This window comes from Lentibacter sp., from assembly GCF_965658795.1.
Classification (GTDB): Bacteria; Pseudomonadota; Alphaproteobacteria; order Rhodobacterales; family Rhodobacteraceae; genus Lentibacter.
The window spans coordinates 141,086-156,406 of sequence record NZ_CBFHTG010000002.1; the positions used below are offsets into that span (position 1 = coordinate 141,086).

A 15,321-nucleotide genomic window follows, 5' to 3' on the forward strand; every position below is an offset into this window, starting at 1 on the left:
CGAAAGGTGACTGCCATGATCTTGAAACCATCTGCACTTCTCCTCGCGCTCGCGGCCCTCGCGCCGCAAACAGCCCTCTCTCAGCAAGCCGCCAACTGCGCCACACGCGACAAAGTTGTGGCGCGCCTCGCGCAATCCTACGGTGAAACCCGCCAATCTGTCGGCCTTGGTGCCAACAACGCCATGGTCGAGGTTTTCGCCAGCGCCGAGAGCGGCACATGGACAATCACAGTCACCACGCCCAGAGGCCTCACCTGCCTTGTGGCCTCGGGCCAAGCCTTTGAAACCCTCGCCGAGGCCCTGCCCGCCAGCGACAGTGACACTTAGGCCAAGCCATCCCAGATCAGCTTTGCGCCCGTCACCGTGAGCAAGACATAGGTGAGCACAAAAAATGCGCGCTCACTGATCAGGAAATGCGCCTTCACACCGAGCCACGCCCCAAACAGCGCAAAGGGCGCGAGCATCAGATCAAGCTTCAGCGTCTCCAGTGTGAAGATCCCCATGAAGCTGTAAGGCACGACCTTGACCATGTTGATCAGCCAGAACACCAGCACCGAGGTCGCCTGATATTCGGTCTTTGAGAGCTTGCGCGACAGCAAGTAAACCGCCGCAGGCGGCCCGCCCGCATGGCTCACAAAGCTGGTAAAGCCAACCGCCACACCCGCCAGAACACCGCCCCAAAGCGCGCCGCTGCCGCCAGCGCTGCGCTGTTGCTGCGCGTGCACCCGCGCCGCCACAAGCCTGCGCCCGACAAGCTGCCAGAGCACAAACAAAACCGCGATCGCCCCGATCAGAAGCTTCAGCGTCTGGGCATCGGCCCAGCGGTAAAACACCGCGCCCAGCACCACACCCGGCACCCCCGCCAGCACCAAAAGCCGCGCTTCAGGCCAGCGCCACTTCTTCCAATAGGGCCGCAAGGTGGCCACATCGATCAGCATCAGAAGCGGCAGCATGATCCCCAGCGCCATGGCCGGCTCAACCACCAGCGCCAGAATCGCCGCCGCCGCAAAGGCCGCGCCAGAGCCAAAACCCCCCTTGGAAATCCCCGCAAAAGTCACGGCCGCGCCCGCAATGGCAAAAAATGCAAAATCCAAAGCAGCGCCCCTAAAGTTACGGTTTCTCAATCGGTTTAGCGTTAACTGCGCCCCACAAACAAGCAGAGCCTATCCGATGCCGCAGCGCAGCACCCTTGCGCTGAAGCAAATAAAAGCCTAGGCCATGCGCCAAATTCAACTCTCATTTGGAGATCCCTCATGGCCAGACCCAAAATCGCCCTCATCGGCTCAGGCATGATCGGCGGCACGCTCGCCCACCTCGCCGCCCTCAAAGAGCTCGGCGACATCGTGTTGTTCGACATTGCCGACGGCATCCCACAAGGCAAAGCCCTCGACATCGCCGAGAGCGGCCCCGTTGAAGGCTTTGACGCCGCATTGTCAGGCACAACAGACTACGCCGACATCGCAGGCGCAGATGTCTGCATCGTGACAGCCGGTGTTGCGCGCAAGCCCGGCATGAGCCGTGATGACCTTCTTGGCATCAACCTCAAAGTGATGAAATCTGTTGGCGAAGGCATCGCAGCCCACGCGCCCGACGCGTTCGTCATCTGTATCACAAACCCGCTTGATGCGATGGTTTGGGCGCTTCAGCAGTTCTCGGGCCTGCCCGCACATAAAGTTTGCGGCATGGCTGGTGTGCTTGACTCAGCGCGCTTCCGTCACTTCCTGTCAGAAGAGTTCAACGTCTCCATGCGCGACGTTTCGGCCTTCGTTCTGGGCGGCCACGGCGACACAATGGTGCCCCTCACACGCTACTCCACAGTTGGCGGCATCCCCCTCCCCGATCTCGTCGAGATGGGCTGGACAACGCAAGAGAAGCTCGACGCAATCGTACAGCGCACGCGCGACGGTGGTGCCGAGATCGTCGGTTTGCTGAAAACAGGCTCAGCCTATTACGCGCCAGCCGCCTCAGCCATCGAAATGGCCGAAGCCTACCTCAAAGACCAGAAGCGCGTGCTGCCCTGCGCAGCCCATGTTGACAACGCCTACGGCCTTGAAGGCTTCTATGTGGGTGTCCCCACAGTGATCGGCGCTGGTGGCGTTGAGCGTGTTGTCGAAATCAAGATGAACAAAGACGAGAAGGCCATGTTCGACAAATCTGTCGATGCGGTCAAAGGTCTTGTCAAAGCTTGCAAAGAAATCGACGGCTCACTGGCCTAAGCCACGCCTGTCGCTTGACCGCGCAAAACCAGAAGCGCGCCTTTTCGCAAGGCGCGCTTTTTTGATGCTGCTGCGCAGCATCGCCGCAGCCCCCGAACTGCGACGCATCACAGGCCAAACGCGTCACAAAGTCGCAAAGTGATTCTACGCACGCTTGAGAGGCCATATTTGTGATCACACAAATAATTCCTGTGATCACAAAATGCAGAAATATCCCTCCCTGCCTTCAAATCAGGCAGAATAGTCTTAGGTTTTGCGAAAGCTTGTGCGAGTAGAAGCATAACAGCAGCAACCAGACGGGAAAGCTTCATGAACATCCATGAATACCAAGCGAAGGCCTTGCTTCGCTCATACGGCGCACCGGTTTCAGAAGGCCGCGTGGTCCTCAAAGCCGAAAATGCCAAAACAGCCGCAGGCGAAATGGACGGACCTCTCTGGGTCGTCAAAGCCCAGATTCACGCGGGCGGCCGCGGCAAAGGCAAGTTCAAAGAAGCCGACGCTGGCGAAGCTGGCGGCGTGCGCCTTGCCCGCTCTGTTGAAGAAGCTGCCGAAGAAGCCAAGCGCATGCTTGGCCGCACGCTTGTCACACACCAGACAGGCCCGGCTGGCAAACAAGTCAACCGTATCTACATCGAAGACGGCTCAGGCATTGAAACAGAGCTTTACCTTGCTCTGCTCGTTGACCGCCAGACAAGCCGCGTGTCGTTCGTCTGCTCCACCGAGGGCGGCATGGACATCGAAGAAGTGGCCGAAGCCACACCAGAAAAAATCCTCAGCTTCTCTGTTGATCCGGCCACAGGCTACCAGGCCTTCCACGGCCGCCGCATCGCCTTCTCGCTCGGCCTCAAGGGCGTGCAGATCAAGCAGTGCGTGACGCTGATGGGCCAGCTCTACAAAGCCTTCATGGAGAAGGATATGGAGATGCTCGAAATCAACCCGCTCATCGTGACCGATGGCGGCGATCTGAAAGTGCTCGACGCAAAAGTCAGCTTTGACGGCAACGCGATCTACCGCCACGCCGACATCGCCGAGCTGCGCGACACCACAGAAGAAGACCCCAAAGAGCTCGAGGCCTCCAAGTATGACCTCAACTACATCGCGCTTGACGGTGAAATCGGCTGCATGGTCAACGGCGCAGGCCTTGCTATGGCCACGATGGACATCATCAAACTCTACGGTGCCGAGCCTGCCAACTTCCTCGATGTCGGCGGCGGCGCAACCAAAGAGAAAGTGACAGAAGCTTTCAAAATCATCACGTCAGACCCACAGGTCAAAGGCATCTTGGTCAACATCTTCGGCGGTATCATGCGCTGTGATGTGATCGCCGAGGGCGTTGTGGCCGCGGTCAAGGAAGTGGGCCTCAAGGTTCCGCTTGTTGTGCGCCTTGAGGGCACAAACGTGGATGAGGGCAAAGCCATCATCAACAACTCCGGCCTCGACGTCATCGCAGCCGACGATCTCAAAGACGGCGCCCAGAAAATCGTAAAGGCCGTCAAAGGCTAATCGTAGGGTGGGTGACAACCCACCTCCCCAACGACACATTTATAGGAGAACGCCAAAATGGCAGTCCTCGTAGACGAAAACACCAAAGTCATTTGCCAAGGCCTCACAGGCTCGCAAGGCACATTCCACACCGAACAGGCGATTGCTTACGGCACCAAGATGGTTGGCGGCGTGACACCGGGCAAGGGCGGCACCACGCATCTTGACCTGCCGGTTTACAACTCCGTGCATGAGGCCATGCATGTCACAGAGGCCAACGCCTCCGTTATCTACGTGCCTCCCCCCTTTGCGGCAGATTCTATCCTTGAAGCCATCGATGCGGGCATGCCCCTCATCGTTTGCATCACCGAAGGCATCCCTGTGCTTGACATGATGCGCGTCCAGCGCGCGCTTGAGGGCAGCAAATCCCGCCTCATCGGGCCAAACTGCCCCGGCGTCATCACGCCCGGTGCCTGCAAAATCGGCATCATGCCAGGTCACATCCACATGCGCGGCTCCTGCGGTGTTGTGTCCCGCTCGGGCACGCTCACCTATGAAGCGGTCAAGCAAACAACGGATCTTGGCCTTGGCCAGTCGTCAGCTGTCGGCATCGGCGGTGACCCCATCAAAGGCACAGAGCACATCGACGTTCTGAACATGTTCCTTGATGACGACGAGACCCACAGCATGATCATGATCGGCGAAATCGGCGGCTCCGCCGAAGAAGAAGCAGCCGAATTCCTCGCAGCCCAGAAGAAAAAGGGCCGCTGGAAGCCAACAGCTGGTTTCATCGCGGGCCGCACGGCCCCTCCCGGCCGCCGCATGGGCCACGCTGGCGCAATCGTCGCTGGCGGCAAAGGTGGTGCTGAAGACAAGATCGAAGCCATGCGCAAAGCAGGCATCGTTGTTGCCGAAAGCCCCGCCAGCCTTGGCGAAGCCGTGATCGAAGCGATCGGCAAATAAACCAAACTGCAGCGGCGCAAGCGCGCCGCTGCCCCTCAATCCCGTCACGAGCCGGAAACGCGCAACCCATCAGGCTCGAACGCATAGGTGTCCTCATGACCGACCAGTCCTCCAACGACCAGTTTCACGCCTCCTCCTTCATGCAAGGCCACAATGCCGAGTATCTGGAGCAGCTCTACGGCCAATATGCGTCCGATCCGAATTCGGTCGATGAGGCGTGGCGCGCGTTCTTTGCCGCGCTTGGCGATGCCGAGATGGATGTGAAGGCCGAGGCCAAAGGCCCGAGCTGGGCCCGCCCCGACTGGCCACCTGTGCCCGCAGACGACCTCACCCAAGCGCTGACAGGCGAGTGGAGCGAGCCCGAGGCCAAGGCCGCGACAGGCAAGATCAAGGCAGGCGCCGCCAAAGCAGGCGTTGACGCCACCGATGCCGCCGTGCGTCAGGCCGTGCTTGACAGCATCCGCGCGCTGATGATCATCCGCGCCTACCGTATTCGCGGCCACCTCGTTGCCAATCTTGACCCGCTGGGCATGATCGAGCAGACACCGCACCCCGAGCTTGACCCAAAGTCATACGGCTTCACCGACGCCGACATGGATCGCCCGATCTTCATCGACAAGGTGCTGGGCCTCGACTTTGCCAATATGCGCCAGATCCTTGATCTCGTGCGCCGCACCTACTGCGGCACATTTGCGCTGCAATACATGCACATCAGCAACCCCGAAGAAGCAGGCTGGCTGAAAGAGCGTATTGAAGGCTACGACAAAGAGATCAAATTCACCCGCGAAGGCCGCAAGGCCATCCTCAACAAAATGGTTGAAGCCGAGGGCTTTGAGAAATTCCTCCATGTGAAATACATGGGCACCAAGCGCTTCGGCCTTGATGGCGGTGAAGCGCTGATCCCTGCGATGGAACAGATCATCAAACGCGGCGGCGCACTTGGCGTGAAAGAGATCGTGATCGGCATGCCCCACCGTGGCCGCCTGAACATTCTTGCCAACGTCATGGGCAAGCCCTACCGCGCGATCTTCAACGAGTTTCAGGGCGGCAGCTTCAAACCCGAAGATGTCGACGGCTCGGGCGATGTGAAATATCACCTTGGCGCCAGCTCCGACCGCAGCTTTGATGGCAACTCTGTGCACCTCTCGCTCACAGCCAACCCCTCACACCTCGAGGCGGTCAACCCTGTTGTGCTCGGGAAAGTGCGCGCCAAGCAAGACCAGCTCGGCGACAGCGCGCGCAAGCAAGTCATGGGCATCCTGCTGCACGGCGATGCCGCCTTTGCAGGTCAGGGCGTCGTGGCCGAGGGCTTTGGCCTCTCGGGCCTCAAAGGCCACCGCACAGGCGGCACCATGCACATCGTTGTGAACAACCAGATCGGCTTCACAACCGCGCCACACTTCTCCCGCTCCTCGCCCTACCCCACAGACATCGCTCTGATGGTCGAAGCGCCGATCTTCCACGTCAACGGCGATGATCCCGAGGCCGTGGTGCACGCCGCGCGCGTCGCGACAGAGTTCCGCCAGAAGTTTGGCAAAGACGTGGTGCTCGATATTTTCTGCTACCGCAGGTTTGGTCACAACGAGGGCGACGAGCCCATGTTCACCAACCCGCTGATGTACAAAAAGATCAAAAAGCAAAAGACCACTCTCAGCCTCTACACATCCGAGCTGGTCAAAGACGGCCTCATCCCCGAGGGCGAGATCGAAGATATGAAAGCCGCGTTCCAGGCCCATCTGGGCGAAGAGTTCGAGGCAGGCAAAGACTACAAGCCAAACAAAGCCGACTGGCTTGATGGCAAATGGGCGCACCTCAACCGCGACAAGGAAGACTACCAGCGCGGCGAAACCGCCATCGCGCCCGAGACATTCGCCGAAATCGGCCGTGGCCTCTCAACCGCGCCCGACGGGATGCCCATCCACAAAACAGTCTCGCGCCTGCTCGAAAGCAAGGCGCAGATGTTTGAAACAGGCGAAGGCATCGACTGGGCCACAGGCGAAGCGCTGGCGTTCGGCTCGCTTCTCACCGAGGGCTACCCCGTGCGCCTCTCGGGTCAGGATGCGACCCGTGGCACCTTCTCCCAGCGCCACTCCGGTATCATCAACCAAGACACCGAAGAGCGCTACTACCCGCTCAACAACATCCGCGCAGGCCAGTCCCAATATGAAGTCATCGACTCCATGCTGTCGGAATATGCCGTGCTCGGGTTTGAATATGGCTACAGCCTCGCCGAGCCAAACGCGCTGACGCTCTGGGAAGCCCAGTTCGGCGACTTTGCCAACGGCGCACAGATCATGTTTGACCAGTTCATCAGCTCTGGTGAAAGCAAATGGCTGCGCATGTCTGGCCTCGTTTGCCTTCTGCCCCACGGCTACGAAGGCCAGGGCCCCGAGCACTCCTCAGCCCGCCTTGAGCGCTTCTTGCAGCAATGTGGGCAAGACAACTGGATCGTGGCCAACTGCACCACACCGGCCAACTACTTCCACATCCTGCGCCGCCAGCTGCACCGCACCTTCCGCAAACCGCTGATCCTGATGACGCCGAAGTCGCTTCTGCGCCACAAGCTCGCAGTGAGCAAAACAGAAGAGTTCACAACAGGCTCAAGCTTCCACCGCATCCTCTGGGATGACGCCCAATACGGCAACTCCGACACAACGCTTGTGGCCGATGACAAGATCAAGCGCGTGGTGATGTGCTCAGGCAAGGTCTACTACGACCTGCTCGAAGAGCGCGATGCCCGCGGCATTGAGGATGTTTATCTCATGCGCGTTGAACAGTTCTACCCGTTCCCCGCCCAATCGGTTGTGAAGGAAATGTCGCGTTTCCCCAACGCCGAGGTGGTCTGGTGTCAGGAAGAGCCAAAGAACCAAGGGGCGTGGAGCTTCATCGAGCCCAACATCGAATGGGTCTTGGGCCGTATCAAAGCCAAGCACCAGCGCCCTGTCTACGCAGGCCGCGCTGCCAGCGCCTCACCTGCGACAGGCCTCGCCTCCGCACACAAAGCACAACAAGCCGCTCTCATCGACGAAGCGCTCACACTGAAAAAAGGGAAATAACCCATGACCGAAGTTCGCGTTCCAACACTGGGTGAATCCGTCACCGAAGCCACCGTTGCCACATGGTTCAAAAAGCCGGGCGATGCGGTGCAAGCCGATGAGATGCTCTGTGAGCTTGAAACAGACAAAGTGACAGTCGAAGTCCCTGCGCCCACCTCGGGCACATTGGGCGAGATCGTTGCCGCCGAAGGCGAAACAGTGGGCGTTGATGCGCTCCTCGCCACAATCAACGCAGGCGAAGCCGCAGCCCCCGCGCCCAAAGCCGCCGCCAAAGCGGCCGAGAGCACAGGCGCAAGCGTTGATGTGATGGTGCCCACACTGGGCGAAAGCGTCACCGAAGCGACTGTCTCGACATGGTTCAAGCAAGTCGGCGAGACTGTCGCCCAAGACGAAATGCTCTGCGAGCTCGAGACAGACAAAGTCAGCGTCGAAGTGCCCAGCCCTGCCGCTGGCGTTCTCACCGAGATCGTGGCCGCCGAAGGCAGCACAGTCGATGCCACAGCCAAACTCGCCGTGATCAGCTCGGGCGACGCCGCAGCAGCCGCGCCAGCCAAGGCAGCCGAAGCCGCACCAGCGCCCGCCGCAGCCGCAGCCGCTGGCGCGAAAAACGCCCCCTCAGCCGAGAAAATGATGGCCGAGAAAGGCCTCAGCGCCGCCGCCGTAACAGGCACAGGCAAAGACGGACGGATCATGAAAGAAGACGTTATGAAAGCCGCCGCCTCCGCTGGCGCAACCGCCGCCGCAGCGCCTGCCCCGGCCGCCCAAGCGCCCCGCGCGCCGGTCTCTGCCGATGATGCTGCCCGCGAAGAGCGCGTGAAGATGACACGCCTGCGCCAGACCATCGCCCGCCGCCTCAAAGAGGCGCAAAACACCGCCGCCATGCTGACGACCTATAACGAAGTCGACATGTCCGCCGTGATGGCCCTGCGCAACCAGTACAAAGACGAATTCGAGAAAAAGCACGGTGTGCGCCTCGGCTTCATGTCCTTCTTCACCAAGGCATGTATCCACGCCCTCAAAGAGGTGCCCGAAGTCAACGCCGAGATCGACGGCACCGATGTGGTCTATAAAAACTTCGTCCACATGGGCATCGCCGCTGGCACGCCCACAGGCCTCGTTGTGCCTGTCATCCGTGATGTCGACCAGATGAGCTTTGCAGGCATCGAAAAAGCCATCGGCGAGAAAGGCCGCCGCGCCCGCGACGGCAAGCTCTCCATGGCCGAAATGCAAGGCGGCACCTTCACCATCTCCAACGGTGGTGTCTATGGCTCGCTCATGTCTTCGCCCATCCTCAACCCGCCACAGTCGGGCATCCTCGGGATGCACAAAATCCAGGATCGCCCCGTGGCGATCAACGGCGAGGTTGTGATCCGCCCGATGATGTATCTGGCGCTCTCCTATGACCACCGCATCGTCGATGGCAAAGGCGCTGTGACATTCCTCGTGCGTGTCAAAGAAGCCCTCGAAGACCCACAGCGCCTGTTGATGGATCTCTGATAGACCAGAGCGATATAAGACCGGGGTGCGCACAAGCTGCGCGCCCCACCCCAAAAGCGGGCCGACAGGCAGCCGAGCATCACGCCACACAAGCTCACCGCACCTGATAGCCACGCCGCAGACAAAGGCTCAGAGCAAGCTATGACCCCAGAACTCACAGTTCTCGCCCTTGCGGCCCTTCTGCAAGCGCTTCAGTTTGTGCTCTACGCTGTGCCGGCCAACCGCGAGTTGGGGCCAGGCTACACCATGTCCGCCCGTGACCGCCCGCCAAGCCGCGAAATGTCGGCGCGCACCGCCCGCTTGGGCCGCGCGCTGGACAACCATTTTGAAGGGCTCATCCTCTTCACCATCGCCGTTCTGGTCGTGACACTCGGCAATCAGGCCACAGGCTTCACAGCCGCCTGCGCCTGGGCCTATCTGGCCGCCCGCATCGCCTATATCCCCGCCTACGCCTACGATATGCGCCCCGGGCGCAGCATCGTCTGGGGCGTCGGTTTCTTCGCAACTCTTCTCATGATCCTTGCAGCGCTCGTCTGAGCCGCGCATCAGCCCACAAAGGAGCCACCCCATGGCATCATATGACGTAATCATCATCGGCGCAGGCCCCGGCGGCTATGTCTCGGCCATCCGCTGCGCCCAGCTCGGCCTCAAAACAGCCGTGGTCGAAGGCCGCGACACGCTCGGCGGCACCTGCCTCAACGTGGGCTGTATCCCGTCAAAGGCGCTGCTGCACGCCACCCACATGCTCCACGAAGCCGAGCACAACTTTGCCTCCATGGGCCTCAAGGGCAAAAGCCCCTCTGTCGACTGGAAGCAGATGCTCACCTTCAAAGACGAGACCATCGGCCAGAACACAGGCGGCATCGAGTTTCTCTTCAAGAAAAACAAAATCGACTGGCTCAAAGGCTGGGGCAGCATCCCCGAGGCAGGCAAAGTCAAAGTCGGCGACGAGACCCATGAGGCAAAGCACATCGTCATCGCCTCAGGCTCAGCGCCCGCCACGCTTCCGGGTGTCGAGATTGACGAGAAGACAATCGTCTCCAGCACAGGCGCGCTTGAGCTGTCCAAAATCCCCAAAAAGCTCGTGGTCATCGGCGCAGGCGTCATCGGGCTCGAGCTTGGCTCCGTCTACGCCCGCCTTGGCTCAGAGGTGACTGTGGTCGAATATATGGACGCCATCACCCCCGGTATGGACGCCGACGTACAGCGCACCTTCAAGCGTATCCTCGAGAAGCAGGGGCTCACCTTTGTCATGGGCGCAGCCGTTCAGTCGGCAACCGCCGCCAAAGGCAAAGCCAGCGTCACCTACAAGACCAAAAAGGATGAGGCCGAGCACACAGTCGAGGCCGATGTCGTCCTCGTTGCCACGGGCCGCAAACCCTTTGTCGAAGGCCTCGGCCTTGACACCCTCGGCGTTGAAATGACCCCCCGTGGCCAGATCAAAACCGATGCCCGCTGGGCCACCAGCGTCAAAGGCCTCTACGCCATCGGCGATGTGATCGAAGGCCCGATGCTGGCCCACAAAGCCGAAGACGAGGGCATGGCCGTGGCCGAAGAGCTCGCGGGCAAACATGGCCACGTCAACTACGGCGTGATCCCGGGGGTTGTCTACACAACACCCGAGGTGGCCACCGTGGGCAAGACAGAAGCCCAGCTCAAAGAAGACGGTACCAAGGTCAAAGTCGGCAAGTTCAACTTCATGGGCAACGCCCGCGCCAAGACCGTGCACCAAGGCGAAGGCTTCGTCAAAATCATCGCCGATGCCGAAACAGACCGCATCCTCGGCGCAGCCATCATCGGCCCGGCCGCAGGCGATATCATCCACGAGCTTTGCGTGGCCATGGAATTTGGCGCCTCAGCCGAAGACATCGCCCTCACCTGCCACGCCCACCCGACCTACTCGGAAGCCGTGCGCGAAGCCGCCCTCGCCTGTGGCGACGGCGCAATCCACGCCTGAGGCAAAGGCGGATGAAGCCGACACAGCTCGCGTTTGTAGCGGCCCTTGTCATGGGAGCGGCCTTCTCGGGCCGCGCCCTCTGGCAAACGGCCCATCCGCCCGAGCCTGCCGCCGCCTACGTGTCGCTATTTGAAACCCATTGCCTCAGCCGCCTCGCCACCGTGCAAAGCGGCGGGGCCGACCCGCACGCAGACCTGCCCAAAAATGCCCAGCGCATCACGCGGCTCGACGCAGCAGGCCTACAGGCCATCCAGAAGCGCACAAGCTGCGCCGTAAAAGACGCAACCCGCCTCATGACAGAGACCCAGCGCGATGCTGTGGCCCAAGCCATCACCGCGCTCATCGCCCAAAAGCTCCCCGCGCTCAGCGAAGCCACCGCACCAGTTCCCGCCGACCTCGCCCGCATCTTCACAACAGATGCCCCCGAAGATAGTCCAAATCACTGGGGCATCACGCTCACGCGCAGCCAGCCCGCCAGCGGCGACACCAAGCAAATGACTGTCACACAGCTCACCCTCCCACGCGGCTAAAACACGCCCTGTCCTGTCTTTCTTTTTGCCCCAAATATCCCAGGGGGTCTGGGGGACTGGTCCCCCAGCTTTGCCTGCGGTCTGGGGGGCTAGCCCCCCAGACGGTCGGATTGCGCGCAGCGCAATTCGACCCTGCTAAAATCTCACTCGAATATCTTGAAGAGCTCTTTCTTCAGCTTGTCCTCAACGCCCTGCTTTACCGCGTCCTCCACGCTTTCGCCCTCGCCAACAGTGACGCCGAGCTCCTGCTCCAGCTTCTGCTTGATCGCCGCATCCGCCTTCTGCTTCACCTCTTCCTTCTTCTCCTTGAAGTTCAGGTCAATCGCCGCCGAAAGGTCGGGCACAATCCTGGGGTTGCTCCACGGCCCTCTGATCCGCACAGGAAAGGCAAGGTCCTGCCCGCTGTTGGCCTTGAGCGCCACCGGCGTAAAGAGATAGTCGATCGTCTGCGCGCCAAGCCCGATTTGGCCTTTGCCCGTCGCCGTAAAGCGCGGCAACGCCATGTTGAGGTTGTCATTGGTCAAAACACCCCCCGCCATGTCAAAGCTCGCGCCGAGCTTGTCAAAAACGGTTGTGCCTTTCTCGCCATTGCCCGTGCCCATCAGCCCGTTGAGGTCAAATCCCGAGATCGTCCCCCCCGCCATGGCAATACCACCGTTGCCCGACAGCGAAGTCATGATCGCGTTCAAGGTGCTGCCCGACCCAAGAAATTTCACAAACCCGTCTGCCTTGCCCGAAAGCCGCTCCACGCCCATGAGGTCGGTCAGCAAAGGCTTCACATCGGCCTGCAACACATTGATATTCCCACCCACAGACAGCCCACCACGGTTGTTCACCACAAACTCGCCCGTGATTTGCCCGTTGTAGCCTGTGGCCTTTGGCAGCTTCATCACCAGCCGCGATGTGTCGAGCGATACACCAATCTGGCTTGCGCCCAGCTTGATCATCCCCGCATCCAGCGATTGCACCGAAAGGCTCATGTCAGCATCCACAGCCGCAAGGCCGCTGGCGTCAATCGCGGTGGTTGACCAGCCCGTCCCAGCGCTTGCCGTGTCGCTGCTGCTCCCGCTGCCGCCCGAGGCCGCAAGGGCGGCAAAGTCGAGCGCCCCTGCCGCGAGCTTGGCGGTGATCTTGGGCTTGCCCCCCCCGAGGCGGATGTCGGCATCCCCCGTCAGCGTGTTCTGATCAAGCTTCAGTGTCATTGCGCGCAGGTTCAGCACCTCGCCCCCCGAAAACGTCATCTTCGCGGTGAGGTCAATCGCCTGCCCCAGCCCGCGCGGCAGCTCGGCTGCGCCCAGCCCGAGGCTTTGCATAAAGGTCGAGGTGCTTGATGTGCTCACACTCAGCTGCCCTTCGGCCTCAAACGCTTGCGTGGCCCGCCCCTCAAAGCCCAGTGAGCCGCCCGCTGTGGCAAACCTTGCCGTCACAGGCGTCAGCCGCCCTGCCAAAAGGTCATCGGCATGGCCCACCCGCGCCTCAAGCGTCAGCGCCGCACCGCCGCGCACAGCGCCAAGTGACAGCGTCGCAGGCCCCGCCATGTCAGGCAGGCTCAGCTCCGCATCCAGCGCCGTAATCTTTTCCCGCGTGCCTGTGCTGCGGTCCTCAATCAGCACCGTGCCGCCCGTCACGCTGGCGCGCGCAAGGCTAAAGGGGGTCACACCACCAGCCGCCCCCGCATCTGCGCTCTCGGCTGGCGCGCCCGCGCCAAAGTCCCAGCTCACGCGCCCGTCTTTGGCGGTGATCAGGGTGATCTCGGGGTTCACCAGCTCGACACGGCGGATCTCGACCTCGCGGCGCAGCGCCGCCGCAGCGCCCACCCCGATGCTCAGCCCCTCGGCCTTGAGCAAAGGTGCCGCGTCCCACTCAGGCCCCGCCACCACAACAGGCCCCGTCTTCACGCCCAGAACAGGCCAGACGCTCAGCCCGATATCGCCCGTAATGCTCACCTCGCGCCCCAGCGCCTTGGATATCTCGGCACTGGCCACTTTGGCGATCCGCTCTTTGGGCAGCAAAAACAGCCCCAAAGCGGCAAACCCCAAAAAGACAACCACACCAAAGAAAAGACCGCGCAAAATCCGCATCACTGAAACCTCCAAGTTTATGCACAAGGCCTAAGCCAGCCACGCCCCGATCGCAAACATCTTACAGCACAGAGCCTCTTCCCCCAGCGCAGATCTGCCGCTATACGCGCAGCATGTCACAAAATCCTCCCGATCTGCGCCCAGATCTTGCCCGCGCCACGCTTTCTGAAACACGCCGTGAAGGCCAGCCGACCATCGGCATGGTGTCGCTTGGCTGCCCCAAAGCGCTGGTTGACAGCGAGCGCATCCTCACGCGCCTGCGCGCCGAGGGCTATGGCATCTCGCCAGACTATTCCGGCGCTGACGCGGTCATCGTAAACACCTGCGGTTTTCTGGATTCGGCCAAGGCCGAGAGCCTTGATGCCATCGGCGAAGCCCTCAAAGAAAACGGCAAGGTCATCGTCACAGGCTGCTTGGGTGCCGAGCCCGACTATATCCGCGAGCATCACCCGCGCATCCTCGCGGTGACAGGCCCGCACCAATACGAGCAGGTGCTTGACGCTGTGCACGCTGTCGTGCCGCCAAGCCCTGATCCCTTCATTGACCTCTTGCCCGCCTCGGGCGTCAGCCTCACGCCGCGACACTATAGTTATCTAAAGATATCAGAGGGTTGCAACCATAAGTGCAAGTTTTGCATTATCCCCGACATGCGCGGGCGCTTGACGTCACGGCCCCATAAAGCCGTGCTGCGCGAGGCCGAAAAGCTGGTCGAAAACGGCGTGCGCGAGCTGCTTGTGATCAGCCAAGACACCTCCGCCTATGGCACTGACTGGCCCAATGAAACCCGCCGCGCGCTCACCGAGCAGCCCATCACAACGCTCGCGCGCGGCCTTGGCCAGCTCGGAGCATGGGTGCGCCTGCACTATGTTTACCCCTACCCGTCGGTGCGCGAAATTATCCCGCTTATGGCCGAGGGGCTGATCCTGCCCTACCTTGATATTCCCTTCCAACACGCCCACCCCGACACGCTCAAGCGCATGGCGCGCCCCGCCCACGCCGAGCGCACGCTTGACCGTATCCAAGAGTGGCGCAGCCTCTGCCCCGATATCACCCTGCGCTCCACCTTCATCGTCGGCTACCCCGGCGAAACAGAGGCAGAGTTCCAGACCCTTCTGGACTGGATGGACGAAGCCCAGCTCGACCGTGTCGGCTGCTTCAAATATGAAAACGTCGCGGGCGCCCGCTCCAACGCGCTGCCAGATCACGTGGCCGAAGAGGTCAAACAAGACCGCTGGGAGCGCTTCATGGAAAAGGCACAAGCCATTTCCGAGGCCAAACTCGAAGCCAAAGTCGGCCAGCGTATTGATGTGATCATTGATGACATCGACGAAGACGGCATCGCCACCTGCCGCACCAAAGCCGATGCCCCCGAGATCGACGGCAACCTGTTTATCGACGAAGGCACCGAGGGGCTGAAAGTCGGCGAGATCGTCAGCGTCGAAGTCGATGAAGCAGGCGACTATGATTTGTGGGGCCACCTGTAGGGTGGGTGCCAACCCACCATCCCCGCACTAGCCCGTCGTAGGGTCGGTGCCAACC

The 15,321-nt window shown here is 61.0% G+C and carries 12 protein-coding genes; 10 read left to right on the forward strand and 2 right to left on the reverse strand.

All coding sequences use genetic code 11. The features are described from left to right. Positions 1–15 precede the first annotated feature (15 nt). Positions 16–327 carry a hypothetical protein gene (locus tag ACTG3X_RS02130; RefSeq protein WP_439109581.1) on the forward strand — a complete coding sequence of 104 codons (312 nt, stop codon included), beginning with the start codon at positions 16–18 and terminating at the stop codon, positions 325–327. On the opposite strand, the gene ACTG3X_RS02135 is transcribed toward ACTG3X_RS02130, so the two are convergent. After that, positions 324–1,094, reverse strand: coding sequence for a sulfite exporter TauE/SafE family protein (locus ACTG3X_RS02135; protein ID WP_439109583.1), 771 nt, complete (start codon positions 1,092–1,094; stop codon positions 324–326). The genes ACTG3X_RS02130 and ACTG3X_RS02135 overlap by 4 nt on opposite strands. A gap of 159 nt (positions 1,095–1,253) precedes the next feature. On the opposite strand from ACTG3X_RS02135, the gene mdh reads away from it, so the two are divergent. The 8 genes from mdh (at position 1,254) to ACTG3X_RS02175 (ending at position 11,701) form a co-directional block, all read left to right on the forward strand. Next, entirely contained in the window at positions 1,254–2,216 is a 963-nt protein-coding gene (gene mdh, locus ACTG3X_RS02140; RefSeq protein ID WP_439109584.1) for a malate dehydrogenase, read from the forward strand. A 309-nt stretch (positions 2,217–2,525) separates the two neighbouring features. Beyond that, positions 2,526–3,719, forward strand: coding sequence for an ADP-forming succinate--CoA ligase subunit beta (gene sucC / locus ACTG3X_RS02145; RefSeq protein ID WP_439109585.1), 1,194 nt, complete (start codon positions 2,526–2,528; stop codon positions 3,717–3,719). Positions 3,720–3,776: 57 nt separating this feature from the next. Continuing rightward, entirely contained in the window at positions 3,777–4,661 is an 885-nt protein-coding gene (gene sucD / locus ACTG3X_RS02150; protein ID WP_439109586.1) for a succinate--CoA ligase subunit alpha, read from the forward strand. Positions 4,662–4,756: 95 nt separating this feature from the next. Continuing rightward, on the forward strand, positions 4,757–7,717 hold the full coding sequence (locus ACTG3X_RS02155) for a 2-oxoglutarate dehydrogenase E1 component (RefSeq protein WP_439109587.1): 2,961 nt from the start codon (positions 4,757–4,759) through the stop codon (positions 7,715–7,717). Positions 7,718–7,720: 3 nt separating this feature from the next. Then, positions 7,721–9,214 (forward strand): 2-oxoglutarate dehydrogenase complex dihydrolipoyllysine-residue succinyltransferase, encoded by a 1,494-nt coding sequence (gene odhB / locus ACTG3X_RS02160; RefSeq protein ID WP_439109588.1) that lies wholly within the window; start codon positions 7,721–7,723, stop codon positions 9,212–9,214. A gap of 141 nt (positions 9,215–9,355) precedes the next feature. After that, entirely contained in the window at positions 9,356–9,751 is a 396-nt protein-coding gene (locus ACTG3X_RS02165) for an MAPEG family protein (protein WP_439109589.1), read from the forward strand. Between the two features lie 31 nt (positions 9,752–9,782). Beyond that, the gene (lpdA, locus tag ACTG3X_RS02170) at positions 9,783–11,171 is read left to right on the forward strand and encodes a dihydrolipoyl dehydrogenase (protein ID WP_439109590.1); all 1,389 of its coding nucleotides are present in this window, start codon (positions 9,783–9,785) and stop codon (positions 11,169–11,171) included. Between the two features lie 11 nt (positions 11,172–11,182). Then, positions 11,183–11,701: a hypothetical protein gene (locus ACTG3X_RS02175; RefSeq protein ID WP_439109591.1), complete on the forward strand. Its 519-nt coding sequence runs from the start codon at positions 11,183–11,185 to the stop codon at positions 11,699–11,701. 143 nt (positions 11,702–11,844) lie between these two features. Here the strand turns inward: ACTG3X_RS02175 and ACTG3X_RS02180 are convergent, their stop codons facing one another. Then, positions 11,845–13,782, reverse strand: a complete 1,938-nt coding sequence (locus ACTG3X_RS02180; RefSeq protein WP_439109592.1) for an AsmA family protein — start codon at positions 13,780–13,782, stop codon at positions 11,845–11,847. A 113-nt stretch (positions 13,783–13,895) separates the two neighbouring features. On the opposite strand from ACTG3X_RS02180, the gene rimO reads away from it, so the two are divergent. Next, positions 13,896–15,266 carry a 30S ribosomal protein S12 methylthiotransferase RimO gene (gene rimO / locus ACTG3X_RS02185; protein WP_439109593.1) on the forward strand — a complete coding sequence of 457 codons (1,371 nt, stop codon included), beginning with the start codon at positions 13,896–13,898 and terminating at the stop codon, positions 15,264–15,266. The last annotated feature ends 55 nt before the right edge of the window (positions 15,267–15,321 follow it).

Coding starts and splice junctions, on each gene's coding strand:
- ACTG3X_RS02165 (WP_439109589.1), top strand. CDS start 9,356: ATGACCCCAGAACTCACAGTTCTCGCCCTTGCGGCCCTTCTGCAAGCG.
- sucC (WP_439109585.1), top strand. CDS start 2,526: ATGAACATCCATGAATACCAAGCGAAGGCCTTGCTTCGCTCATACGGC.
- mdh (WP_439109584.1), top strand. CDS start 1,254: ATGGCCAGACCCAAAATCGCCCTCATCGGCTCAGGCATGATCGGCGGC.
- ACTG3X_RS02130 (WP_439109581.1), top strand. CDS start 16: ATGATCTTGAAACCATCTGCACTTCTCCTCGCGCTCGCGGCCCTCGCG.
- ACTG3X_RS02175 (WP_439109591.1), top strand. CDS start 11,183: ATGAAGCCGACACAGCTCGCGTTTGTAGCGGCCCTTGTCATGGGAGCG.
- lpdA (WP_439109590.1), top strand. CDS start 9,783: ATGGCATCATATGACGTAATCATCATCGGCGCAGGCCCCGGCGGCTAT.
- rimO (WP_439109593.1), top strand. CDS start 13,896: ATGTCACAAAATCCTCCCGATCTGCGCCCAGATCTTGCCCGCGCCACG.
- ACTG3X_RS02155 (WP_439109587.1), top strand. CDS start 4,757: ATGACCGACCAGTCCTCCAACGACCAGTTTCACGCCTCCTCCTTCATG.
- ACTG3X_RS02180 (WP_439109592.1), bottom strand. CDS start 13,782: ATGCGGATTTTGCGCGGTCTTTTCTTTGGTGTGGTTGTCTTTTTGGGG.
- odhB (WP_439109588.1), top strand. CDS start 7,721: ATGACCGAAGTTCGCGTTCCAACACTGGGTGAATCCGTCACCGAAGCC.
- sucD (WP_439109586.1), top strand. CDS start 3,777: ATGGCAGTCCTCGTAGACGAAAACACCAAAGTCATTTGCCAAGGCCTC.